The organism is Caulobacter sp. GW822-FHT07D08 (assembly GCF_058798735.1).
In genome coordinates, this window is record NZ_JBXAKU010000002.1 from 480,854 (window position 1) to 502,352 (window position 21,499).

The 21,499-nt window shown below is 68.1% G+C and carries 26 protein-coding genes; 13 read left to right on the plus strand and 13 right to left on the minus strand.

The window, feature by feature from the left end:
• Positions 1-25: 25 nt before the first annotated feature.
• Positions 26-511 carry a YcgN family cysteine cluster protein gene (locus AC1RJ9_RS06160; protein ID WP_125159159.1) on the plus strand — a complete coding sequence of 162 codons (486 nt, stop codon included), beginning with the start codon at positions 26-28 and terminating at the stop codon, positions 509-511.
• Positions 512-595: 84 nt separating this feature from the next.
• Here AC1RJ9_RS06160 and rpmE read toward each other — a convergent pair whose 3' ends face one another.
• Positions 596-820 (minus strand): 50S ribosomal protein L31, encoded by a 225-nt coding sequence (gene rpmE / locus AC1RJ9_RS06165; protein ID WP_125159158.1) that lies wholly within the window; start codon positions 818-820, stop codon positions 596-598.
• 124 nt (positions 821-944) lie between these two features.
• Between rpmE and AC1RJ9_RS06170 the strand changes: the two genes are divergently transcribed.
• From AC1RJ9_RS06170 to AC1RJ9_RS06180, 3 genes are read left to right on the plus strand one after another with little or no spacing between them, the layout of a single operon-like run.
• Entirely contained in the window at positions 945-2,798 is a 1,854-nt protein-coding gene (locus AC1RJ9_RS06170; RefSeq protein WP_492836858.1) for an ABC transporter transmembrane domain-containing protein, read from the plus strand.
• A gap of 32 nt (positions 2,799-2,830) precedes the next feature.
• A complete protein-coding gene (locus AC1RJ9_RS06175) occupies positions 2,831-3,091 on the plus strand; it encodes a CopG family ribbon-helix-helix protein (RefSeq protein WP_492836859.1) in 261 nt (86 codons plus the stop codon).
• Entirely contained in the window at positions 3,091-3,366 is a 276-nt protein-coding gene (locus AC1RJ9_RS06180) for a type II toxin-antitoxin system RelE/ParE family toxin (protein WP_492836860.1), read from the plus strand. Before AC1RJ9_RS06175 ends, AC1RJ9_RS06180 begins: the two co-directional genes overlap by 1 nt.
• Here the strand turns inward: AC1RJ9_RS06180 and AC1RJ9_RS06185 are convergent, their stop codons facing one another.
• From AC1RJ9_RS06185 to thiE, 5 genes are all read right to left on the minus strand, one after another.
• A complete protein-coding gene (locus tag AC1RJ9_RS06185; protein ID WP_492836861.1) occupies positions 3,367-4,680 on the minus strand; it encodes a hypothetical protein in 1,314 nt (437 codons plus the stop codon).
• Positions 4,681-4,748: 68 nt separating this feature from the next.
• Complete coding sequence (locus AC1RJ9_RS06190) at positions 4,749-5,819, minus strand: glycerophosphodiester phosphodiesterase (protein ID WP_492836862.1); 1,071 nt, start codon at positions 5,817-5,819, stop codon at positions 4,749-4,751.
• Positions 5,820-5,886: 67 nt separating this feature from the next.
• Positions 5,887-6,687, minus strand: coding sequence for an inositol monophosphatase family protein (locus tag AC1RJ9_RS06195; protein ID WP_492836863.1), 801 nt, complete (start codon positions 6,685-6,687; stop codon positions 5,887-5,889).
• Between the two features lie 303 nt (positions 6,688-6,990).
• Positions 6,991-7,398, minus strand: a complete 408-nt coding sequence (locus AC1RJ9_RS06200; protein ID WP_492836864.1) for a hypothetical protein — start codon at positions 7,396-7,398, stop codon at positions 6,991-6,993.
• An 87-nt stretch (positions 7,399-7,485) separates the two neighbouring features.
• Complete coding sequence (thiE, locus tag AC1RJ9_RS06205) at positions 7,486-8,145, minus strand: thiamine phosphate synthase (RefSeq protein ID WP_492836865.1); 660 nt, start codon at positions 8,143-8,145, stop codon at positions 7,486-7,488.
• Positions 8,146-8,276: 131 nt separating this feature from the next.
• Between thiE and AC1RJ9_RS06210 the strand changes: the two genes are divergently transcribed.
• From AC1RJ9_RS06210 to AC1RJ9_RS06220, 3 genes are all read left to right on the plus strand, one after another.
• Positions 8,277-8,462: a (2Fe-2S)-binding protein gene (locus AC1RJ9_RS06210; protein ID WP_099575957.1), complete on the plus strand. Its 186-nt coding sequence runs from the start codon at positions 8,277-8,279 to the stop codon at positions 8,460-8,462.
• A 147-nt stretch (positions 8,463-8,609) separates the two neighbouring features.
• Positions 8,610-9,089, plus strand: coding sequence for a bacterioferritin (bfr, locus tag AC1RJ9_RS06215; RefSeq protein WP_125159220.1), 480 nt, complete (start codon positions 8,610-8,612; stop codon positions 9,087-9,089).
• Between the two features lie 170 nt (positions 9,090-9,259).
• Positions 9,260-9,835 (plus strand): tryptophan-rich sensory protein, encoded by a 576-nt coding sequence (locus AC1RJ9_RS06220; protein ID WP_492836866.1) that lies wholly within the window; start codon positions 9,260-9,262, stop codon positions 9,833-9,835.
• Positions 9,836-9,952: 117 nt separating this feature from the next.
• Here AC1RJ9_RS06220 and AC1RJ9_RS06225 read toward each other — a convergent pair whose 3' ends face one another.
• The 4 genes from AC1RJ9_RS06225 to AC1RJ9_RS06240 form a co-directional block, all read right to left on the minus strand.
• Positions 9,953-10,399: a DoxX family protein gene (locus AC1RJ9_RS06225; RefSeq protein WP_492836867.1), complete on the minus strand. Its 447-nt coding sequence runs from the start codon at positions 10,397-10,399 to the stop codon at positions 9,953-9,955.
• On the minus strand, positions 10,396-11,148 hold the full coding sequence (locus AC1RJ9_RS06230; RefSeq protein ID WP_492836868.1) for an HvfC/BufC family peptide modification chaperone: 753 nt from the start codon (positions 11,146-11,148) through the stop codon (positions 10,396-10,398). The genes AC1RJ9_RS06225 and AC1RJ9_RS06230 overlap by 4 nt, the downstream gene beginning before the upstream one ends.
• Entirely contained in the window at positions 11,141-11,974 is an 834-nt protein-coding gene (bufB, locus tag AC1RJ9_RS06235) for an MNIO family bufferin maturase (protein ID WP_492836869.1), read from the minus strand. Before bufB ends, AC1RJ9_RS06230 begins: the two co-directional genes overlap by 8 nt.
• Before the next feature lie 139 nt (positions 11,975-12,113).
• Positions 12,114-12,404 (minus strand): BufA1 family periplasmic bufferin-type metallophore, encoded by a 291-nt coding sequence (locus tag AC1RJ9_RS06240; RefSeq protein WP_492836870.1) that lies wholly within the window; start codon positions 12,402-12,404, stop codon positions 12,114-12,116.
• A gap of 225 nt (positions 12,405-12,629) precedes the next feature.
• Here AC1RJ9_RS06240 and AC1RJ9_RS06245 point away from each other — a divergent pair, with 225 nt between their 5' ends.
• The 3 genes from AC1RJ9_RS06245 to AC1RJ9_RS06255 all read left to right on the plus strand — a co-directional run bounded on the left by AC1RJ9_RS06245 (position 12,630) and on the right by AC1RJ9_RS06255 (position 14,655).
• Positions 12,630-13,169 (plus strand): sigma-70 family RNA polymerase sigma factor, encoded by a 540-nt coding sequence (locus tag AC1RJ9_RS06245; RefSeq protein ID WP_492836871.1) that lies wholly within the window; start codon positions 12,630-12,632, stop codon positions 13,167-13,169.
• The gene (nrsF, locus tag AC1RJ9_RS06250; protein ID WP_492836872.1) at positions 13,156-13,809 is read left to right on the plus strand and encodes an anti-sigma-F factor NrsF; all 654 of its coding nucleotides are present in this window, start codon (positions 13,156-13,158) and stop codon (positions 13,807-13,809) included. The genes AC1RJ9_RS06245 and nrsF overlap by 14 nt, the downstream gene beginning before the upstream one ends.
• A gap of 174 nt (positions 13,810-13,983) precedes the next feature.
• A complete protein-coding gene (locus tag AC1RJ9_RS06255; protein ID WP_492836873.1) occupies positions 13,984-14,655 on the plus strand; it encodes a DUF1109 domain-containing protein in 672 nt (223 codons plus the stop codon).
• A gap of 61 nt (positions 14,656-14,716) precedes the next feature.
• On the opposite strand, the gene fba is transcribed toward AC1RJ9_RS06255, so the two are convergent.
• The 3 genes from fba to gap form a co-directional block, all read right to left on the minus strand.
• Positions 14,717-15,808: a class II fructose-bisphosphate aldolase gene (gene fba / locus AC1RJ9_RS06260; RefSeq protein WP_492103405.1), complete on the minus strand. Its 1,092-nt coding sequence runs from the start codon at positions 15,806-15,808 to the stop codon at positions 14,717-14,719.
• A gap of 251 nt (positions 15,809-16,059) precedes the next feature.
• Complete coding sequence (locus AC1RJ9_RS06265) at positions 16,060-17,250, minus strand: phosphoglycerate kinase (RefSeq protein WP_492836874.1); 1,191 nt, start codon at positions 17,248-17,250, stop codon at positions 16,060-16,062.
• A gap of 154 nt (positions 17,251-17,404) precedes the next feature.
• On the minus strand, positions 17,405-18,412 hold the full coding sequence (gene gap / locus AC1RJ9_RS06270; protein WP_492836875.1) for a type I glyceraldehyde-3-phosphate dehydrogenase: 1,008 nt from the start codon (positions 18,410-18,412) through the stop codon (positions 17,405-17,407).
• Positions 18,413-18,626: 214 nt separating this feature from the next.
• On the opposite strand from gap, the gene AC1RJ9_RS06275 reads away from it, so the two are divergent.
• The 3 genes from AC1RJ9_RS06275 (at position 18,627) to AC1RJ9_RS06285 (ending at position 21,486) form a co-directional block, all read left to right on the plus strand.
• Complete coding sequence (locus AC1RJ9_RS06275; RefSeq protein WP_492836876.1) at positions 18,627-19,103, plus strand: hypothetical protein; 477 nt, start codon at positions 18,627-18,629, stop codon at positions 19,101-19,103.
• 3 nt (positions 19,104-19,106) lie between these two features.
• Complete coding sequence (locus AC1RJ9_RS06280; RefSeq protein WP_099575970.1) at positions 19,107-19,433, plus strand: cell division protein ZapA; 327 nt, start codon at positions 19,107-19,109, stop codon at positions 19,431-19,433.
• Between the two features lie 82 nt (positions 19,434-19,515).
• The gene (locus AC1RJ9_RS06285; protein WP_492836877.1) at positions 19,516-21,486 is read left to right on the plus strand and encodes an alpha/beta hydrolase family protein; all 1,971 of its coding nucleotides are present in this window, start codon (positions 19,516-19,518) and stop codon (positions 21,484-21,486) included.
• Positions 21,487-21,499: the final 13 nt, after the last annotated feature.

Below are 21,499 nucleotides of genomic sequence, written 5' to 3' on the forward strand. Positions count from 1 at the left end.
GGTAAATCGGGTTTAGGACGGCGCCATGACGCCACGCAAACCTTTCTGGGAGACGAAGACGCTCTCCGAGATGACCGTCCCCGAGTGGGAGAGCCTATGCGATGGGTGCGGCCTTTGCTGCCTCGTTCGCTTCGAAGACGAAGATACTGGCGAAATCATCCCCACGCGGGTGCACTGCCAGCTCCTCGACGCGCATCTCTGCCGCTGCAAGGACTATCCGAACCGCAAGAAGACGGTGCCGGACTGCATCAAGCTGACGCCCTACAATATCGAGGATCTGGAGTGGATGCCGCTGTCCTGCGGCTATCGCCGGATCCACGAGGGCAAGGACCTGCCGCGCTGGCACCCGCTGATCACCGGCGATCCGGACAGTCCCCACAAGGCGGGCGTCTCGGTGCGCGACCAGACGGTGTCGGAGCTGAGCTTCAAGGACGCCGAGGACGCCATGGATTTCGTGGCGACGGACCTGATGCGCGATCGCGGCGATGATCCTTACGATCCAGAGGACTGAGGGGGCGTCCAGATACGGAAAAAGCCGGCCCGCAAACGCGGCGCCGGCTTTTCGTCGCCCTTACGGCGAGAAGCTTTAAGCTTCTTACTTCTTGGTGAAGCCGGCGAACTTGGCGTTGAAGCGCGAGACGCGGCCGCCGCGGTCCATCAGCTGGGCGTTGCCGCCGGTCCACGCCGGGTGGGTGCGCGGGTCGATGTCGAGCGCCAGCGTCGCGCCTTCCTTGCCGTAGGTCGAACGGGTTTGGTAGTTCGAGCCATCCGTCAGGGTGACGGTGATGAAGTGGTAGTCGGGGTGAATGTCTTGTTTCATGGCGGCGATCCAGTCCGACTAAGCCGGCGAGTGTGAATTGGGTTAAGCGCCCTCCGCGCACGCGCGGGGTGGCCCTCGAAGACGGGCGGCTATAAAGAACCCGCGCGATTTTGGCAAGGGACTGTTGATGACTGACGCGAACGGCGGCGACCAAAAGGCCGAAGGCCGTCCCGGCGCGGGGGCAGAACTGGTCCAGGGCATGGCCGAGGCCAAGGCCCGGCGACCGCGCCGCAAGGACATCCGCCCGCTCGCCCACCTGCTGCCTTTCGTCAAGGCGCACAAGGGCGACGGGATCGCGGCGGCCTTCTTCCTGCTGTTCTCGACCGGGGCGACCCTGGGCCTGACCGCCGCCTTCAAGGACGTGATCGACCACGGATTCGCCAAGGGTCAGGGCGGCGAGATCAACAGCGCCTTCCTGGGCCTCGGCGCGGTGGCCATGGTGCTGGCCATCGCCACCGCCCTGCGATTCTTCTTCATCACCCGCCTGGGCGAGCGGGTCGTGGCCGATCTGCGCCGCGCGCTCTACGGCCACACCCTGGGCCTGGACCAGGAGTATTTCCTGAAGACCCGCACGGGCGAGGTGCTGTCGCGCCTGACCACCGACGTCTCGCTGATCGAGCAGCTGGTCGGCGCCTCGGCCTCGATCGCCCTGCGCAACATCCTCAGCCTGGTGGGCGGCCTCGGCTACATGGCGGTGGTCTCGCCGAAGCTGGCGGGCTTCATCGTGCTGATGGTGCCGGTGATCCTGGCCCCGATGTTCCTGGTCGGCCGCCGCGTGCGCAAGCTGACCGTCACCGCCCAGGACCGCTTCGCCGACGCGGTCGGCTATGCCGGCGAGAGCCTGGACGCCCTGGAGACGGTGCAGGCCTTCGGCCGCGAGCAGGCCTCCTCGCTGCGCTTCGGCGGGGCGGTGGAAGAGGCCTACAAGGCTTCGGTGCGCCGCATCACCACCCGGGCCAGCATGACCGCCATGGTCATCACCCTGGCCTTCGGCGGCGTCACCCTGCTGCTGTGGACAGGCGCGCGTCTGGTCCTGGCCGGCGAGATGACCGGCGGCACCCTGGCCCAGTTCGCCATGCTGGCGGTGATGGCCGCCGGCGCGATCGGGGCCCTGGGCGAGGTCTGGGGCGACGTCCAGAAGGCCTCCGGGGCCATGGACCGCATTTCCGAGCTGCTGAACGCCAAGCCCGACATCGCCGCCCCGCCGGCGCCCAAGGCCCTGCCGGTCCCGGCCCAGGGCGCGATCGCCTTCGAGAACGTGGTCTTCGCCTATCCCGGTCGCCCCGACCTGCCGGCTCTGAACGGCTTCGATCTGGCCGTGAAGCCCGGTGAGACGGTCGCCCTGGTCGGCCCCTCGGGGGCGGGCAAGAGCACCGTTCTGCGGCTTCTCCTGCGTTTCTATGACCCACAGTCCGGGGCGATCCGCCTGGACGGCGTCGACCTGCGCGACGCCGAGCCGTCGGAGGTTCGCGCCCGCATGGCCCTGGTGGGCCAGGACTCGCCGCTGTTCTCGGGTTCGGCCATGGACAACATCCGCTTCGGCCGCGCCGACGCCACCGAGGCCGAGGTCCGGGCCGCCGCCGAGGCCGCCCAGGCCGCCGGCTTCCTGTCCGCCCTGCCGCAGGGTTTCGACACCCCGGTCGGCGAACGCGCCAAGACCCTTTCGGGCGGCCAGCGTCAGCGCCTGGCCATCGCCCGGGCCCTGGTCCGTCAGGCGCCGATCCTGTTGCTGGACGAAGCCACCAGCGCCCTCGACGCCGAGAGCGAACGCCTTGTCCAGCAGGCCCTGCACGCGGCCATGGCCGGCCGCACCACCCTGGTCATCGCCCACCGCCTGGCCACCGTGCTGAAGGCCGATCGGATCGTGGTCATGGAGGAAGGCCGTGTGGTCGAGCAGGGCACCCACACCGAGCTCTTCGCCAAGGGCGGCCTCTATGCGCGGCTGGCTCGCCTGCAGTTCGGGGTCGAGGCGGCGTAGGATTGGGGTTATACTCGCGGCAGGAGCGATCCATGCCCAACAAGGTTCTCACCGCCGAAGTCTCAGCGCCGCTCGCCGATGAGATCGAGCGCCTGGCGCGTCGCCTGGATCGGTCTCAGAACTGGGTGGTCGAGCAAGCGCTCGGGGCGTTCGTTGACCGCGAAGCGCGCCATCACGCCATGATCCTGGAAGGAATGGCCGATGTCGACGCCGGCCGTTTCATGACCCAAGCCGAGATGGAGGCATGGGCCGATAGCCTTGATCCCGATAGCGCGCCGCTCGCGCCGCGCTGATGCAAGTCGTCTGGACGGGTAAGGCCTCGTCCGACGTGGCGCGGCTGCACCAATTTCTTGCCGAAGTGAACCCGAGAGCCGCCAAAGCCGTCGTGCAAAGGCTGGTCGCCGCGCCGCGACGTCTACCGGAAGCGCCTCGATCCGGTGAACGTCTTGCAGAGTTTGCGCCGCGAGAAATCCGTCGCATCCTCGCGGGCGACTATGAGCTTCACTACGAACTTGTCGGTGAGAGGATATACATCCTGCGCGTCTGGCACACGCGGGAGGATCGCTGACTACCTCCGCAGATCCGCCGGAACGGTCGGTTCGCTGATCACGCGCTCCATGGCCTTCCAGCGCGCGTCCTGGGTCTTGCCGGCCCGGTAGACGTGGTCGCGAACCATGTCCTGGCCGATGTTGTAATTGATCACGTACGAGCGGTAGGTCTCGATGAACGACACCCGCTTCTCGGCTCCGCCGCGCGAATAGAGCGTGTACTTCATCAGCGCCCGGACGGCCTGTTCCTTGGTCATCTTGCCGGAGAGGTACAGGGCCGCGATGGTGTTGCCGCTGCTGGACAGCGCCGCCTTGGCGTCCTGCAGCTCGCCATAGGCTTCGGCCGTCTTGGGATCCAGGCCCGCCAGCGGGTAGAGCTTGTCGCGCTCGAATTCGGTCTTGGCCTTGCCCGGGAAGGCCAGTTCGATGCCGAAATTGGCGCTGCCCTCGGCGATGAACGACTGTGGCGAGAACAGCGGATAGACCGAGAACTCCACCCAGCCCTTGTCCTTGGTCAGCTTCTCTTCCAGCAGGGCGTTCAGCACGTGGTGGCCCGGATAGCCCTCGTGGCAGCCCAGGTCGAGCGCGCGGCTGATATAGATCGGCAGGTCGGTGTTGATCTGGATCAGGCTGTGGGCGCCGCCCTTGTACCAGTTGTAGCCGCTCCACGGCTTCTTGGTGACGAACTCCATGTCGAAGCGCTCGCCGGCCGGCAGCTTGATGTGCTCTTCGGTCTTGGCCTTGCAGGCGGCGATGCCGGCCTGCATCACCGCCTCCACCTTGTCGGTCGGGATCACGTAGCGGTTCTGGAAGGCGTCGACACGGGCGGCCAGATCGCCCTTGCCCGGGACCAGCTTGTCGATCCGGGCCAGGATCGGGTCGTAGCTCTTCAGCGGCCTGATCACCGGGCGGACGCCGAACAGGCCCTGCGCCTCGTCCTCGAAGCTGAACGTGTCGCCGGCGATCATGGCCAGGCGGGTCTGGGCGGCCTTGATCTGGCCCTTCAGGAACAGCTTGCGGCGGCGCTCGTCGGGCGACAGCTGCCTGTCCTTGGCGGCGACCACCAGGGTCATCAGGCGGTCGGCCTCCTTGCGCAGCACCGAGACGGGGCGCGGGGCGAGCTTGGCGGTGTCCATCAGGTGGACCGGGCCGTAATAGGCGTCGACATAGCCGGGCTCGCGCTCGCCGGCTTCCAGGGTCATGCGCACGAAATCCTCGGCGACGCGGTCCAGCAACTCGCTGGACGCCGTGCGGGCGGGCTGAGCGGCGGCGGCCGAGCCCAGCATGAGCGCGGCGGCGAGGACGGCCGTGGAGACGACGTGGCGGATCTTCATGAGGCTTCCCCTGGGAGTTCGGACGGCACGCTGCACCGGTCCGGGCCGTCTCCGCAAGAGGCGCCAGGCTACCCCCGCGCGGCGGCCGCCAGTCCCGGGAAGTCGCTGAACACGCCGTCGACGCCCGCCGCGTAAAGCGCCTTGAACACCGGGGTGACGTCGCCGTGCATGGCGAGGAAGGCCGGGTCCGCGGGATCGCCTTTCCGCAAGCTGGCGGGCAGGAAGTAGTTCTCGGCCCGCACCGTCCACGGGTGGACCTGCAGGCCCGCGGCGTGGGCGTTCTTGACCAGGTCGGTGGCCGGCAGCAGGACCTGCTTGTCGTTGGGGACCACCAGGCTCCAGTTCGGGCCCAGGCCGTCGGCATAGACCGCGACGTCCTTCAGGCCCTGGGCGGTGATCAGGTCGGTGTATTTGACGTTCGGCAGGTCGGCCGGGCCGCCCTCGCCGTCGACCAGGAACACCAGGCGCGCGGGGGTCTTGGCGCGCAGCTTCTTCAGCGCGCCGACCTCGAAGCACTGCACGAACACCGGCGCGCTCGCCGAGTTCAGGTCCAGCGCCTTCAGCTTCGCCACCAGGCGGTCCTCGGTCGGCAGGCCGATCGAGGCGAAATAGGTCGGGTGCTTCAGCTCCGGATAGGTTCCGATCACGCGGCCCGTGCGCTGGCCGCCGGCCCTGGCGATGGCCACGACCTCCTCGTAGGTCAGGATCTGGGCCTGACCGTCGAAGGCGGCGCTGGCCGGACGCAGCTGCGGCAGCCGCTCGCGGGCGCGCAGGGTCTTGATCTCGGCCAGGGTGAAATCTTCGACGAACCAGCCGGTGACCTGCTCGCCGTCGATGGTCTTGGTCGCCTTGCGGGCCGCGAATTCGGGGCGGCTGGCGACGTCGGTCGTGCCGCCGATCTCGTTCTCGTGGCGGGCCACCAGGTGGCCGTCCTTGGTCGGGACCAGGTCCGGCTCGATGAAGTCCGCGCCCTGGTCGATGGCGCGCTCGTAGGCCAGGGCGGTGTGCTCGGGCCGCTCGCCGCTGCAGCCGCGGTGGCCGATGACGATGGGCTTTCTGGCCTGGGCGCGGGCGAAGCCGGGCAGCAACGTGCCGGCGAGCGCGGCGGTGGTCATGGCGCGACGGGTGAGCAGGGTCATGGGGCGCGATTTAGCGCCGGGATGTGACGGTTTGGCGAGGGCTTTGACGCCCTCGCCATCACAAAAACTACGCCGCCCGCAGCCGCTCGAGGATCAGCGGATAGAGGTCCTGGTTGCTGGCCAGGATCGACTTGCCCTGCACGACGTCGTGGTCGTCGTCATCGATCGTGGTGACCTTGCCGCCCGACTCCTGGACCATCAGCACGCCGGCGGCGACGTCCCACGGGTTGAGGTTGCGCTCCCAGTAGGCGTCGAAGCGGCCGGCGGCGACCCAGGCCAGGTCCAGGGCGGCGGCGCCGAAGCGGCGGACGCCGGCGACCTTCTGGCTGACCTGGTGCAGCTCTTTCAGGAACTGGCCGTGGCCCGGCTTGCCGGCGAACGGCACGCCCGTCGCCAGCACGGATTCGTCGAGGTTGCGACGGGCGGCGACGCGCAGGCGCTTCTCGGCGCCCAGGAACGCGCCCTTGCCCTTTTCGACCCAGAACAGGTCGTTGGTGATCGGGTTGTAGGTGACGCCGGCGACGACGCCTTCGCCTTCGCGCTGCAGGGCGATGTTGACCGCGAAGTGCGGGATGGCGTGCATGAAGTTGGTGGTGCCGTCCAGCGGGTCGACGATCCAGGTGTGGGTCTTGTCGGTGCCTTCGATCATGCCGCGCTCTTCGCCCAGGAAGCCGTAGCCCGGGCGGGCCTTGGTCAGGATCTCGAACAGGGTCTGTTCGGCCTTGATGTCGGCGTTGGTGACGAAGTCCGCCGCGCCCTTTTTCGAGACCTGCAGTTCCGTGACTTCACCAAAGTCGCGAGCCAGGCCACGGGCGGCCTTCCGGGCCGCGTCGATCATGACGTTCAGAAGGGCGGAAGGCGTAGCCACGGGCGTGTAATCCTCATGCAATGCCGTCGACGCCCGCCGGAAGGTCCGGCGGCGGAGCGGTAGGTCGACGGTGTGAAAGAACGGGCGCGGAACCTAGTCGTCCACAGGCCTGAAGGCAAGATGGGCGCGGTTCGAGATGGTTAAGGCCGGACACGTATCAAAACACCGATTTCCCCGGCGAAGGCCGGGGCCCAGATCCATCCGGAATGACTTGGGATGGCGCGCCTCGCGGCCTCGCCACCTCGTTGAAGCCAATGGGTTCGATCTGGGTCCCGGCCTTCGCCGGGAAGATCGGATTGGAGGCTAAGGCAGCTCGACCTTCGGCAGGGTGTCCTTGGTCTCGCAGAGCATCTTGCCGGCCTTGCCGACGGCGCCGGAGATGTCGTCGATCTTGGCTTCCTTGCGCCAGCCCTTGGGCAGGCCCTTGGAGCCGTCGAAGTCCATGCCGAGGTCCATCCACTTGTCGGCCGCGCAGTCCAGCGCGAAGACCAGGATCGGGCCCTTGCTGGCCGGCCAGTTCTTGTAGGGACCGTTGGGCTTGCCCTCGGCGACGCGGGTCACGATCAACCCGGTGGCCTGGTCCACGCGGGTGAAGTCCGCGTCATAGTAGGACTTGGTGTCTCCCGGCGCCTGCTTCCAGGTCTCTGCAGTCGCAGCCGTGGCAAGCGCCAGGGCCGTTACGCTAAGCAAACACAACTTGAGTCGCTTCATGAGCGTCCTCCCCCGTTTATCGTTGTTCGCTGACGGGGAAGCTATGCCGATGTGCGGCGCGTCACAAGGGAACGCCGTTATTTGGCCTTATTCGCGGCCGGCCCCCGACCTCGCGCTCAGGCCCTCGACGATCGCGGCGTTCAGCGCGGCGACGGCCGCGTCAGGGCCTTCCGGATAGGCCCAGACCCCGGCCGAGACGGCCAGGAAGTCCGCGCCGGCCGTGGCCAGGGGCGCGGCGTTGGCGGCGGTGATGCCGCCGATGGCCACGCAGGGGATCTCCATCGTCTCCTGCCAGATGGTCAGGATCTCGGGTTCGGCGGTGGTCGGGGCGTCCTTGGTCGTGGTCGGGAAGAAGGCCCCGAAGGCGACGTAGTCGGCGCCGCCCTCGGACGCCTCCATGGCCAGGTGGCGGCTGTCGTGGCAGGTGACGCCGACCATCCGCTGGCCCATCAGCTTGCGCGCGTCCTTCAGGGCCATGTCCGACTGGCCGACATGCACGCCGTCGACCGGCAGGCGGGCGGCCAGATCGGGGCGGTCGTTGAGGATCACGGCCACGTCGTGGGCCTGGGCGATCGGCCCTAGGGCTTCGACGGCGGCGGCGATCACCTCGTCCGGGGCGTCCTTCAGGCGAATCTGCAGGGCGGCGACGTCGCCGCCTTCCAGGGTCCTGGCCAGCTGGCGGCCGAAGGCGGCCAGGTCGGGCAGGGACGGCGGGGTGATCAGATAGAGGCGGCAGGCGAGCGTCATGGGCTGGGCTTTAAGCCAATTCGAGCCGCCCCGCGACACCTAGCCGCTATGAACCGTAGTGAGAGTCAGTTGCAAAAGCTGTCGTGAGCGGCTAGATGAGAATGACACTCAATCGGGTAGGGCGTTCTTCCTTGTACGTCTGCAATTGTAACGGCATCCGCGAGCGCGAAGTGCGCGCCGCCATCGACGCTGGCGCCACGCGCCCGGCGGACATCTTCCGTCACAAGGGTTGCCAGGCCCAGTGCGCCAAGTGCGTGTGCGAGATGCGCCAGATGATCCAGGACAATCGCGAAGCGCTGGCCTTCGCCGCCGAGTAACGGTTCGAACACCAGCAAATTCAGGGATCCGCCCAGCGTTCGCGCGGATTTCCGTGAGAGCGCGAGCGACTCGCACATATTCAGGTTGAAGCCGGTTTCGGCTTGCCCCAGGTTCCGGCCGAACACGTGAACTTCAAGGAGGCCGCCATGCAGGGCGATCCCGGCATCATCCGACTGCTCAACGCGGTGCTCACCAACGAACTGACGGCGGTCAACCAGTACTTCCTGCACGCGCGGATGTACGACAACTGGGGCTTCAAGCGCCTCGGCAAGATCACCTATGACGAATCGATCGGCGAGATGAAGCACGCCGACAAGCTGATCAACCGCATCCTGTTCCTGGAAGGGCTGCCGAACCTCCAGGACCTGCACAAGCTGAAGATCGGCGAGACCGTGCCGGAATGCCTGGCCAGCGACCTGGCCGTGGAGGTCGGCGGCCGCGAGACCTTGATCCCCGGCATCGTCCAGTGCGAACAGGCGCGCGACTATGTCAGCCGCGAGCTGCTGCGCGAGATCCTCAGCGACACCGAGGAGCATATCGACTTCCTCGAGATGCAGCTGGGCCTGGTCAAGGCGCTGGGCGAGCAGAACTACCTGCAGTCGGCGGTGGGAGAGCTGCCGGCCTAGACCGCTGTTCGCGTTTGGGTCTCGGACGACAATCGGTCGCACGAGACCCGAAAGCGTTTTAGCTGGCGCGCGGCGCGGATCAGGCCATCATGGCGTCGGGGTCCCGGTCGCGCTGGAACCAAGGTTCAGCTGGGCTGTTTGACCTTGCGAGTTCACGAAGGAGTCCCGCCATGCATGTCGCCAACGGAAAGTCGCGGGAACGCGCTCTGGCTGGACGCGAGGCGTTCGAGCTGGAAAGGCGGGAAGGCCTTCATCCCGCGGCGCAGATCGGCGTCGGCGCGGCCCTGGCCGGTGGCGCGATCATCGCGGCCATGGTGATGGGCCGCCGCCACGAGCGGGTGCTGGACGACGAGATGTACGCCGTCGAGTTCGCCGAGATGCACGAACCGGTGGCCCACCAGCCCAAGCCGCTGACCAGCCTGCTTCTGCCGCCGCTGTTCATCGCCATGACCCTGTCGGGCCTGCGCACCTGGAACGCCCCGGCCAGCCCCGCCCGCACCCGCGCCCTGACGATCTGGAGCCTGGTGCAGGGCTTCAACGCCCTGTGGCTGGGCCTGGGCGCCAAGCGCCTGGGCGGCCAGCTGGGCGCGGCCACGGCCTCGCTGACGGCCTCGGCGGCCTATGCGATCGAGGCCCGCAAGGTCGGCGGCGGCGTCGCTCCCGACTTCGGCTGGATCGGCATCGCCAACGCCCTGACCTCGCAGCTGTGGCGCAAGCCCGTGCCGCGCATGCCGACGATTCATTGAAAACTGTCATCCCGGCCAAGTGCGAAGCACGCCGAGCCGGGACCGCCGGAAGCGCTGAGCTCGCCGTGGTCCCGGCTCTCCGCTTCGCTGCGGCCGGGATGACAAGCGCTTTGTAGATCAAGCGATCTTCAGCGCCCGGTCCAGGCTGAACCGCCCACCGCCGCGCGCGATCAGGAACAGCAGCAGGGCGGCCCACGACAGGTGGGTCGGCCAGGCGTCGGGATAGACGAAGATCTCGATCACCGCCGTCATGCCCAGGAAGGCGAGCGCCGAGAGCCGGGTGAACAGGCCCAGCACCAGCAGGACCGAGAACAGGTGCTCCGAATAGGTCGCCGCGTGCGCCGCCACGTCCGGCGACAGCAGCGGCACGTGGTATTCGGTCTCGAACAGGGAATAGGTGCTGTCCTTGATGTGCAGCAGCCCGTCGACCTTGGTGCGGCCCGACTGGAAGAAGATCGCCGCCACGCCGAGGCGGGCGACGAGGGCCAGGACGTCCTCCGTCAGAACCTTGCCGGCGATCCGGGCGAAGGCGTCGAAGGGGGCGCGGAGAGCGGCAGCGGTCATTGGTCGATATCCATGAAGGCGCCGTCGGCGATCAGGCCCGCGAACAGCGCGGCGAGGTCGGCGGCGGGATGGGTTGTCAGGACGCGCTCGGCGGCCCGGGCGGTGGTCTGGCCCTCGCGGCAGGCGCGGAGGAATTCGGTTTCGGCCTCGCCGACCACGCGATGCGTGACGACGCCGTTGGCGCGAAGGCAGAGGAGCGCTTCGGGAGCCTCCGAGAGCTCCAGGTCCTCATGGCCCGCGCGGGCCGCCGACCACAGGCTGGGCAGGCCGGCCTCGAAGGCGGCGAAGCGGACGCTGGGGTGCAGGGCGAGCCGCGTCACGGCCAGGGCCTCGGGCGGCAAGGCGGCCAGCGCCCCGGCGGTCAGGGCCGGCGCCTCGGCGGCGAACAGGGCTTCGGTCCACAGGCGGTCGAGATGGGCGACGCCAGCGAGATAGGGTAGGTCCTGAGCCGGCGGGAAGCGGCCCAGCCAGGCGGGAAAGTCCTCGCCGTAGTCCAGCAGGGCCGCGCCGGTCGGCGGCGCCTCGCGGGCGAACAGCGCGGCGGCGGCGCGGAACCACTCTTCGCCGACCATGGACAGCACGGTCGGGAAGTTGGCGGTCAGGGCGTCGACGCAGCCCTTGGCGATGGTGTTGCGGTAGACCGACAGCCCCGCCTCGCCGGCGCCGGGCGCGAGCCAGGGCGACAGGGCGGCGCGCTCGCCACCGAGGGCCGCGACGAAGGCGTCCTGGAAGTCCAGCAGCTCAGGCATGGGCCTTCTCCCGGACAGGCTCCAGCATCGCCGCGGCGCGGTCGCGCTCGGCCATCAGCGTCGCGAAGTCGGGAATGTCGTCGTCGCGCTCGATCAGGGTCGGGCGGGGGCCGATGCGGTCTATCAGCCGGCGATAGAGCGTCCAGACAGGCTCGGCCACCGGCGCGCCGTGGGTGTCGATCAGGAGGTCGGATCCGCCTTCATCGGCGCCGTGGCCGGCCAGGTGGATCTCGCCGATCGCCTCGGCGGGCAGGGCGTTCAGATAGGCCTCGGCGTCGTAGCCGAGGTTGCTAGCGCTGACGAAGACGTTGTTGACGTCGACCAGCAGGCCGCAGCCGGTCCTGGCGACCAGGGCCTTCAGGAAGTCGACCTCGTCCAGGTCGTGGCCGCTCAGGGGCAGGTAGAGGGACGGGTTCTCGATCAGCACCTCGCGGCCCAGGGCGTCCTGCATCCGGCCGACATTGGCGGCGATGCGGGCGAGGGCGGCGCGGGTGCGCGGAAAGGGCAGGAGGTCGGGCTGGTGCTGGCCCCGATGCGTCGACCAGGCCAGGTGCTCGGAGACCACGAACGGCTCGAACCGGTCGACCAGCCGCTTGAGGGCGGCCAGGTGCTCGCGGTCCGGATCGGCGTCGGCGGCCAGGGACAGGCCCACGCCGTGCAGCGAGATCGGGCGGCGTTCGCGGATGGCTTCCAGCGCCGCCAGACGCGGGCCGCCAGCCGACATGTAGTTCTCGGGATGAACCTCGAACCACAGGCCCTGAGCCTCGCACGCGAGCGCGTCGGCATAGTGCTGGGACTTGAGGCCAAGGCCGGCGGTTGGGGTCATGGGGGGGGGGAGCTTTCAAAACCCTTGTCATCCCGGCCGCAGCGCAGCGGAGAGCCGGGACCGCCAAAAGCGCGGCGCGTCCGGCGGTCCCGGCTCGGCGCGCTTCGCGCTTGGCCGGGATGACAGTTTCAAAGGTCGCTTACGCCTTCGGAGTCAGCGAACCCATGCCCTTGGGGGTCTTCATGGTCACGCACGCGCCCTTGGCCACGTGCTTCCAGGCGTCGCCCTGATAGTCGACCTTCGAGGTGCCGGCGCACGAGGTGCCCGCGCCCGCCTTGCAGTCGTTCTCGCCGGCCTTGGCCACGCCGTAGCACTTTTCCATCTCGACCTTGGCGCCGGTCTTCATGTGCTCGTCGGCCGAGGCCATCGAGACGCCGGCCGAGAGGGCGAGGACGGCGGCGAGGGCGGCGGTGGTGGCGGTGCGGTTCATGGGGTGTCTCCTTGGTGCTCTTGGGGAAGTCTTGGGATCGTTGCTGGCCGGAGCGGCATGTCGTCGCCCGGTCGATGGGAGATACGAAGCTTCCGCCGTGAAGGTTACACCGGTCGCCGAACAAAAAACGGGGGGAACAAAATTTCGGCGCGGCGGTCTCGGGCGGTTCCGGCGCGGCGCGACACCGTGTAACCATCGGCCCTTCCCGCGCGAATAGGGGTGTGCGTGACGGATACCGAGACCCGTTTGAAGGCGCTGATGCTGCGCGGGCTGGACGGTGACGCCGTCGCCTATCGCGAGTGTCTGGCCGTTCTCGGCGTCCGGCTGCGCGCCTATTTCGCGCGGCGGATGTCCGGCGCGTCCGGCGATGTGGAGGATCTGGTGCAGGAGACGTTGCTGGCGGTGCATCTCAAGCGGTCGACCTGGGACTCGTCCCAGTCGTTCACCGCCTGGGCGCACGCGGTGGCGCGCTACAAGCTGATCGACCACTGGCGGCGGCGGAAGATCCGCCAGACCCTGCCGATCGAGGACCACATCGAATTCCTGGCCGCCGACGAGCCCGATCCGGGCGTCGGCCTCGAGCTGGACCGCGCCCTGGCCACCCTGCCCGAAAAGCAGCGGACCCTGGTCTCCGACGTCAAGCTGACCGGCCTGTCCCTGGCCGAGGCGGGCGCGAAGGCCGGCATGTCCGAGGGCGCGGCCAAGGTCGCCCTGCACCGGGCGCTGAAGGCCCTGGCCGAAAGGATGCGCCGTGCGAACGGATGATCTGATCGACGCCCTCGCCTCGGACGCCCAGGCCACGGATTTTGGGCCGACGCGCGCGCCGCCCCGGCGTCTGGCGATGGTCGCCGGCCTGGGCGCCCTGGCGGCCCTGGTCCTGGTGCTGGCCTGGTTGCATACCCGCCATGACCTGATGCCGGCCATGCGCGGCGGCATGTTCTGGATGAAGGCGCTCTACACCGCCCTGCTGGGCGCGGCCGGCTACCTGGCCATCGAGCGGCTGTCGCGGCCGGGTGGATCGGGCCGCCGCGGCTGGATCCTGGGCCTGTCCGTCCTGGGAGCGTTTTCGGTCGCGGGCGTCGTCCAGGCGATGATGAGCCCCGACATCCAGATGACGCTGCACATGCTGCGCGGCCATTCCTGGCATGTCTGCAGCCGCAATATCCTGGTCCTGGGTCTGCCGATGCTGGCCCTCGGCCTGTGGGTGGTGCGCGGCATGGCCCCGACCCGGCCGACCCTGGCGGGTCTGGCGACGGGATTGTTCGCGGGCGGCGTGGCGGCGACGGTCTATGGCCTGCACTGCGCCGAGAACACCTTCACCTTCGTGGCCCTCTGGTACAGCCTCGGGGTGCTGTCCCTCGCCGCCCTCGGCGCGGCGGTCGGGCGCTGGGCGCTGCGCTGGTAGGCAAGGCCGCCAGTCGGCGAGCTGTCGCCAGATCTAGCGACGATCAAGTTTCGTGTCGTCGCGCCGCGGTCGATTGACAAACCGATGTTCCGCCACTGAAGTGACGCCGCCTTTCGCGAATGAGACGCGACAGGTGCTGGCGCAACCGCCATCCGGCTCTGTGGGGAGAGGCGCGTGACGATCGATGACACCGTCGCTCCGATAAGCGGCGCGAGGGCCGGCGCGCCCATCTGGTCGGCCGCGACCCTGCCCTGGCGACTGGCCGAGGTCGCCGCCGCCGGCGTCCTGGCCGGCGTGCTGATGATCCTGGTCTGGCTGGACCTGCGTCCGGACCTGCCCCTCGCCGCCGCCCAATCCTTCTTCTGGATCAAGGCCGCCTATCCCGCCGCGGTGGCCGGCTGCGCCATGATCGCGGCCACGCGGATGGCGCGCGATCGCCCGGGCGGGTTCAGCGCGCTGGCCGTCGCCGGGGCCTTGGCTAGCGTCCTCCTGATCGCCGGCGGGGTCCAGGCGTCGGACATGACGGCCGGCGCCCTGGCGGCCCTCTACTGGCCGCAGGCCGCCGTCTGCCTCGGCAATGTCCTGGTCATGGCCGCGCCGATGCTGGCCCTGGTCGCGGCCGGCCTGCGCGATGTCGACCTGGAGCGGCCTGGGCCGACCGGTTTCGCCTGCGGTCTGTTTTGCGGGGGCGTCGCGGCCACGGTCGACGGCCTGCACTGCTGGCAGGGAACCTACGCCTTCGTGGGTCCTGGGTTCACCCTGGCCATACTGCTGTGCGGCGCGGTCGGGGCCGTCGCGGTCAAGCTGCTCGCCCGCCGCCGCCGCCTTCTCGTCGCGGCGGAGTAGCCGGCGCGAAAAGGCCTCCCGGATCGCGCCGGGAGGCCTCTTCGTCTCAACGGATCGACGTCTACTCGGCGGCGGCCTTGGCCGCGTCGCCGCCGAACTTGGCGTGCAGTTCGCCCGAGGCGTAGCGCTTGCCCATGGTCGCGGTCGACAGCGCCTTGATCTTGTCGGCGTGGCCGGCCGAGCCGAACTCGACGAAGCGGGCCTGGCAGACCTTGCGCATGGCTTCCTTGGCGGGTTTCAGATAGGCGCGCGGATCGAACTCGCCCGGCTTCTCGACCAGGATCTTGCGGATCGCGCCGGTGATGGCCATGCGGTTGTCGGTGTCGACATTGATCTTGCGCACGCCATGCTTGATGCCGCGCTGGATCTCTTCGACCGGCACGCCCCAGGTCTGGGGCATCTCGCCGCCGTACTGGTTGATGATGTCCTGCAGGTCCTGCGGAACGCTGGAGCTGCCGTGCATCACCAGGTGGGTGTTGGGCAGGCGGCGGTGGATTTCCTCGATCACGTTCATGGCCAGGACGTCGCCGTCCGGCTTGCGCGTGAACTTGTAGGCGCCGTGGCTGGTGCCCATGGCGATGGCCAGGGCGTCGACGCCGGTCTGGGCGACGAAGTCGACCGCCTGGTCCGGATCGGTCAGCAGTTCGTCATGGCTGAGCTTGCCCTCGAAGCCGTGGCCGTCCTCGGCCTCGCCCATGCCTGTTTCCAGGCTTCCCAGCACGCCGAGCTCGCCCTCGACCGAGACGCCGCAGCTGTGGGCCATCTGGACCACCTTGCGGGTGACCTCGACATTGTACTCGTAGGAGGCCGGGGTCTTGGCGTCTTCCATCAGCGAGCCGTCCATCATCACCGAGGTGAAGCCGTACTGGATCGCCGTCGCGCAGGTCGCCGGGCCGTTGCCGTGGTCCTGGTGCATGCAGACCGGGATGTGCGGATAGATGTCGACCAGAGCGTCGATCATCTTGGCTAGCATGATGTCGTTGGCGTAGTTCCGCGCCCCGCGCGACGCCTGGATGATCACGGGCGAGTTGACAGCCTCGGCCGCCTCCATGATCGCCAGGCCCTGTTCCATGTTGTTGATATTGAAGGCGGGCAAGCCGTACTCATGCTCGGCGGCATGGTCCAACAGCTGGCGCAGCGTGATGCGAGCCACGTAGTTCTCTCCTGCAAGCGTTAAGTGGTTGGGTCGTTTCTTGTTTTTGGGGCCGTGACGCTTGTGCGTTCTCTGCCCGTCTAGTCAGTCTGCGTACTTAAACTCTTCCGATCTTCCCGGCGAATGCCGGGACCCAGATCCCAAGGCGCTTGGGCTGATTGGAAGAACGCGGTGTTCTTGGAATCGCTTCAGCGCTCGTCCATCTGGGCCCCGGCATTCGCCGGGGAGATCGGAGAAAACTAGTCAGATTCTCAAGCCTCCAGAGCCGCGACGCCCGGAAGCGTCTTGCCCTCCATCCATTCCAGGAACGCGCCGCCGGCGGTCGAGACGAACGTCATGTCGGCCGACACGCCCGCGTGGTTCAGGGCCGACACCGTATCACCGCCGCCGGCCACGGCCACGATCTTACCCGATTTCGCCAGTTGCGCGGCGTGCTTTGCCGCCGAAACGGTCGCCTCGTCGAACGGAGGGACTTCAAACACGCCCAGCGGGCCGTTCCAGATCAGGGTCTTGCTGGCGTCCATGGCGGCCAGCAGGGTCTTCACCGTCTCGGGGCCGGCGTCCAGGATCAGGTCGTCGGGCTGGACATCATAGACATTGCGGGTCTCGGCGTGGACGCTCGGCTTGACGCTCTTGGCCACCACCACGTCGGTCGGCAGCAGCAGCTTGCAGCCGGCCGCGCCCGCCAGGTCGATGATCTCCAGGGCGGTGTCGGCCAGGTCGGGCTCGCACAGCGAGGCGCCGACATCGATCTTGGCCGCGTGCAGGAAGGTGTTGGCCATGCCGCCGCCGATGGCCAGATAGTCCAGCTTGGTCACCAGGTTGCGCAGCAAATCGAGCTTGGTCGAGACCTTGGAGCCGCCGACGATGCCGATCACCGGCTTCTTGGGATTGCCCAGGGCCGCGTCCAGGGCTTCCAGCTCACGCTGCATCGCCAGGCCCGGATAGGCCGGTAGCAGGTGGGCGAGCCCTTCCGTCGAGGCGTGCGCGCGGTGGGCGGCGCTGAAGGCGTCGTTGACATAGACGTCGCCATTGGCGGCCAGGGCCTTGGCGAACGCGGGATCGTTCTTCTCTTCGCCGGCGTGGAAGCGGACGTTCTCCAGCAGGGCCACGCCGCCGTTTTCCAGGGTGTTGATGACTTCAGCGGCGGCCGGTCCGACGCAGTCGCTGGCGAAGGCGACCGGCTGCTCCAGCAGCGCCGACAGCGGCTCGGCCACGAAGGCCAGGCTCATCTCGGGCACGACCTTGCCCTTGGGCCGGTCGAAGTGGGCCAGCAGCACGACCTTGGCGCCCTGCTGGGACAGGTAGTGGATGGTCGGCAGCGCCGCGCGCAGGCGGGTGTCGTCGGTGATCTTCCCGCCATCGACCGGCACGTTGAAGTCCACCCGGACCAGGGCGCGCTTGCCGGCGAGATCGGCGGTGTCGAGGGTGCGGAAGGTCATGGGGCGTCCTGCGGTGCGTGAACCTCGTCCTTCGACAAGCTCAGGATGAGGTTCAAGAGATCGGCAATAGCCCTCATCCTGAGCCTGTCGAAGGACGAGGGCGGGCCAAGGAAAACCCCGCTCCTTGCGAGAGCGGGGTTTGGTGGTGCGTTCCTTACAGGAACTTCGCCATTTCCAGAGCGGTGTCGCTCATGCGGGTCGCGAAGCCCCACTCGTTGTCGTACCAGCTGAGCACGCGGACCAGCTTGCCCTCGATGACCTGGGTCTGCGGCAGGGCGGCGGTCGAGCTGGCGGCGATGTGGTTCAGGTCCGTCGAGACCAGCGGGTCGGTCGTGGTGAACAGCACGCCCTTCATCGGACCGTCGGCGGCGGCCTGCAGGGCGGCGTTGACCTCGGCGGCCGTGGTGTCGCGCGTCGGCACGACCTTCAGGTCGATGACCGAGACGTTCGGGGTCGGGACGCGGATCGACGAGCCGTCCAGCTTGCCCTTCAGTTCCGGCAGAACCAGACCCAGGGCCTTGGCGGCGCCGGTCGAGGTCGGGATCATGCTGAGGGCCGCGGCGCGGGCGCGGTAGAGGTCCTTGTGCATGGTGTCCAGCGTCGGCTGGTCGCCGGTGTAGCTGTGGATCGTGGTCATGTAGCCGCGCTCGATGCCGACCAGGTCGTGCAGGACCTTGGCGACCGGGGCCAGGGCGTTGGTGGTGCACGAACCGTTCGAGACGACGATGTCGTCGGCGGTCAGGGTCTCGTGGTTGACCTTGTAGACGATGGTCTTGTCGGCCCCGTCCGCGGGAGCGGACACCAGCACGCGCTTGGCGCCGGCTTCCAGGTGCAGGGCGGCCTTGTCGCGGGCGGTGAAGATGCCGGTGCACTCAAACGCGATGTCGACGTTCAGTTCCTTGTGCGGCAGATCCTTGGGATCACGGATCGCCGTGACCTTGATCTTGCCCATGCCGACGTCGATCCAGTCCTCGCCCGAGGTGACCACGCCCGGGAAGCGGCCGTGGACGCTGTCGTAGCGCAGCAGGTGGGCGTTGGTCTCGACCGGGCCCAGGTCGTTGATGGAGACGACCTCGATGTCGCGGCGGCCATGCTCGGCGATGGAGCGCAGGACCAGACGTCCGATGCGGCCGAAGCCGTTGATGGCGACGCGAATAGCCATGGGTCGTTCTCCTGTTATGACCGCGCGATCGAGTTCGATCGGCGTTCCCTATTTGGGTGCGCGTTTTGCGGGGGAAAGGCGCTGAGTCAAGGCCTAGAAACTGACACGGCTTCGGTAAATGCTGCTATGGGCTCCGCGCCGCCCAAATGTCGCCCTGACGACTGGCATAGACGGGGCTCATCTATATGTTGCGTCGCATGATTGGAAATCGCCGATGATCCCGGCCGACGGTACGGCCCTCGACCTGGCCGTGCGCCGTCTGGAGCGCGCGGTGGCTCAGCTTGAGCAGCGCCAGGCGGCCAGGGCCGCCGAGGTCGAGCGCGCGCTTGCGGCCGCCGCCGCCGCGCCTGTCGCGTCGTCGTTGTCCTCCGCCGAGCCGAGCCTCTTCGATGACGAAGAGCGCACGCGCCTGGTCGCCGACCTGGAAGCCGCCCGCGAACGTGAAAAGGCGCTGGAGGAAGCCGGCGAGCAGGCCTCCGCCGCCCTGGGCCGCGCCATCGCGGAGATCCGTTCCGCGCTCGGCGACGAGTTCGTGGCCAATGACGACCACGCGCATGACGACGACGAAGCCGAGGACGCCGTCGCGCCTCTGCAGGACGACGACCTGTTCGACGCGCCCAAGGCAGGCGATCCCAAAGTCAGCGATCCCAAAGTTCGCGATCCCAAAGTCCGCGATTTGGGGGAGGCCTGACGCATGGCCCAGGTGACCATCCACGTGAACGGCCGGCCCTACATGGTCGGCTGCGAGGACGGCCAGGAGCCGCATCTCTCGGAACTGGCGCGGCTGTTCGACCGCCAGGTCCGCCAGGTCAGCTCCGACGTCGGCCAACTGGGCGAGACGCGGCTCTTCCTGATGGGCGCCCTGCTGCTGGCCGACGAACTGTCGGACATGAAGCTGCGCCTGGCCCACGCCAACGCCGAGATCGCCCGCCTGAACCAGGACGGCACCAAGGCCGAGATCGCCGCCATCCGCGCGCTGGACGCGGCCGCCGAGAAGATCGAGAAGCTGGCGGCGGAGTAGGCGCTCCGCTCGCGCTATAACTTGAGGTTGTTCTCTCCACTGTATTCCCTATCGTTGGGACCTGTTTCGGAAGAGGGCTTCGATGAGAGTGCTGGCGACGTTTGGGCTTCTGGGCTTGGCCTTGAGCGGTCAGGCCCTGGCGGCGGATTCTACCGCTGGCGCGTTCGGCGCGCGCGAATATATCCAGCAGATCAGCCTGTCGCCGGACGGCCAGCAAGTGGCGATGATCGTCCCGACCGCTGGGCGCGGCGTCCACCTGGAGGTGGTCGACACGGCCGCTTCCGGCCCGCCTAAGCCGATCCTCGCCTCCAGCGGCAGCCCCGAACGGCTGACGAGCTGCCGTTGGTCGACCAATACGCGCCTGGTCTGCCAGATCTATGTCGTCGTGAAGGACGCGCAGAATCGGCTGGGCTTCACCCGCCTAATCGCGATCAACAGCGACGGCGGCGACCTGAAGGTGCTCAGCGCCGAGACCAACGACCGCTCGCTGCGGTTGTCGCAGAACGGCGGCGTGGTGATCGACTGGGCCACCGACGACGCGCCGGGTGGGATCCTGATGACCCGCGACCATGTGCCGGAGCGCGGCACTGGCACCCACCTGGCCAAGGAAGACGACGGCCTGGGCGTCGATCGCGTCGACACGACAACCTTGGCTCGCCGGTCCGTCGAGAAGCCAAACCTTAACGCCATCGAATATATCGGCGATGGGCGCGGGACCGTCCGGGTGATGGGCGTTCGGCCGACGCGGTCGTCGGGCTACGCCAGCGACAAGATCCTCTATTTCTATCGCCAGCCTGAACGCCGCGACTGGCTGCCGTTGGGCCAACTGACCCTCGGCGCCACGGGCTACAGCGGCTTCAGCCCCGAAGCCGTCGATCCCAAGCTCAATGTCGTCTACGGTTTCGACGTCAAGGACGGCCGCCTGGCCTTGTACAAGACGGCGCTGGACGACAGCCTCAAGCGCGACCTGGTGCTGGCGCGGCCGGACGTCGACGTTACGGGCCTTGTTCGGATCGGTCGCCAGAGCCGCGTGGTCGGCGTCTCCTACGTCACCGACAAGCGCGAGACCGAATTCTTCGACCCCGACTTGCGCAAGTTGGGTCTGGCGCTGGGCAAGGCGCTGCCGGGTCGCCTGGTCACGTTCGTCGACGCCTCGGCCGACGAGTCCAAGCTGCTGCTGTTCGCCGGCAGCGACAGCGATCCGGGCCTCTACTACCTCTATGACAAGACCACCCGGAACCTGCAGGAGCTGATCGCCGCCCGGCCGCAGCTGGAAAAGTTGAAGCTGGCCACGGTGAAGGCGGTGACCTATCCGGCCGCAGACGGCACGCAGATCCCTGGCTACCTGACCCTGCCGCCGGGCAGCGACGGCAAGAACCTGCCGGCGATCGTCATGCCGCACGGCGGCCCCGGCGCGCGCGACGAATGGGGCTTCGACTGGCTCGCCCAGTATTTCGCCCAGCAGGGCTACGCCGTCTTGCAACCCAACTATCGAGGCTCGGCCGGCTATGGCGCCGACTGGTTCCAGAAGAACGGCTTCCAGTCCTGGCGCACCGCGATCGGCGATGTGAATGACGGCGGCCGCTGGCTCGCCCAGCAGGGGATCGCCGCGCCGGGCAAGCTGGCCATCGTCGGCTGGTCGTACGGGGGATATGCGGCGCTGCAGTCGGCGGTGCTGGATCCGGACCTCTTCAAGGCCATCGTGGCGATCGCGCCGGTCACCGATCTGGAGACCCTGCGCGCGGAGTCCATGAACTTCACCAACTACCTCCAGGTCAGTCAATTCATCGGCAAGGGCCCGCACGTGGCCGAGGGTTCGCCCGCCCAGAACGCCGCGAAGATCAAGGCGCCGGTCCTGCTGTTCCATGGCGACCTCGACGCCAATGTCGGGATCGGCGAGTCGCGGCTGATGGAGCGCAAGCTGCGGGACGCGGGACGCAAGGCCGAGTTGGTCGAGTTCAAGGGATTGGACCACCAGCTCAACGACGACACGGCGCGAACCGAGATGCTGACCAAGACCGACGCCTTCCTGAAGGCGTCGCTGGGCCTCTGATCGTCGCCTGCGA

Bases quoted from the DNA above. Each gene is read 5' to 3' on its own strand.
- AC1RJ9_RS06160 (WP_125159159.1), top strand. From the start codon at position 26: ATGACGCCACGCAAACCTTTCTGGGAGACGAAGACGCTCTCCGAGATG.
- rpmE (WP_125159158.1), bottom strand. From the start codon at position 820: ATGAAACAAGACATTCACCCCGACTACCACTTCATCACCGTCACCCTG.
- AC1RJ9_RS06175 (WP_492836859.1), top strand. From the start codon at position 2,831: ATGCCCAACAAGGTTCTCACCGCCGAAGTCTCAGCGCCGCTCGCCGAT.
- AC1RJ9_RS06180 (WP_492836860.1), top strand. From the start codon at position 3,091: ATGCAAGTCGTCTGGACGGGTAAGGCCTCGTCCGACGTGGCGCGGCTG.
- AC1RJ9_RS06185 (WP_492836861.1), bottom strand. From the start codon at position 4,680: ATGAAGATCCGCCACGTCGTCTCCACGGCCGTCCTCGCCGCCGCGCTC.
- AC1RJ9_RS06190 (WP_492836862.1), bottom strand. From the start codon at position 5,819: ATGACCCTGCTCACCCGTCGCGCCATGACCACCGCCGCGCTCGCCGGC.
- AC1RJ9_RS06200 (WP_492836864.1), bottom strand. From the start codon at position 7,398: ATGAAGCGACTCAAGTTGTGTTTGCTTAGCGTAACGGCCCTGGCGCTT.
- thiE (WP_492836865.1), bottom strand. From the start codon at position 8,145: ATGACGCTCGCCTGCCGCCTCTATCTGATCACCCCGCCGTCCCTGCCC.
- bfr (WP_125159220.1), top strand. From the start codon at position 8,610: ATGCAGGGCGATCCCGGCATCATCCGACTGCTCAACGCGGTGCTCACC.
- AC1RJ9_RS06220 (WP_492836866.1), top strand. From the start codon at position 9,260: ATGCATGTCGCCAACGGAAAGTCGCGGGAACGCGCTCTGGCTGGACGC.
- AC1RJ9_RS06225 (WP_492836867.1), bottom strand. From the start codon at position 10,399: ATGACCGCTGCCGCTCTCCGCGCCCCCTTCGACGCCTTCGCCCGGATC.
- AC1RJ9_RS06230 (WP_492836868.1), bottom strand. From the start codon at position 11,148: ATGCCTGAGCTGCTGGACTTCCAGGACGCCTTCGTCGCGGCCCTCGGT.
- bufB (WP_492836869.1), bottom strand. From the start codon at position 11,974: ATGACCCCAACCGCCGGCCTTGGCCTCAAGTCCCAGCACTATGCCGAC.
- AC1RJ9_RS06240 (WP_492836870.1), bottom strand. From the start codon at position 12,404: ATGAACCGCACCGCCACCACCGCCGCCCTCGCCGCCGTCCTCGCCCTC.
- AC1RJ9_RS06265 (WP_492836874.1), bottom strand. From the start codon at position 17,250: ATGACCTTCCGCACCCTCGACACCGCCGATCTCGCCGGCAAGCGCGCC.
- gap (WP_492836875.1), bottom strand. From the start codon at position 18,412: ATGGCTATTCGCGTCGCCATCAACGGCTTCGGCCGCATCGGACGTCTG.
- AC1RJ9_RS06275 (WP_492836876.1), top strand. From the start codon at position 18,627: ATGATCCCGGCCGACGGTACGGCCCTCGACCTGGCCGTGCGCCGTCTG.
- AC1RJ9_RS06280 (WP_099575970.1), top strand. From the start codon at position 19,107: ATGGCCCAGGTGACCATCCACGTGAACGGCCGGCCCTACATGGTCGGC.
- AC1RJ9_RS06285 (WP_492836877.1), top strand. From the start codon at position 19,516: ATGAGAGTGCTGGCGACGTTTGGGCTTCTGGGCTTGGCCTTGAGCGGT.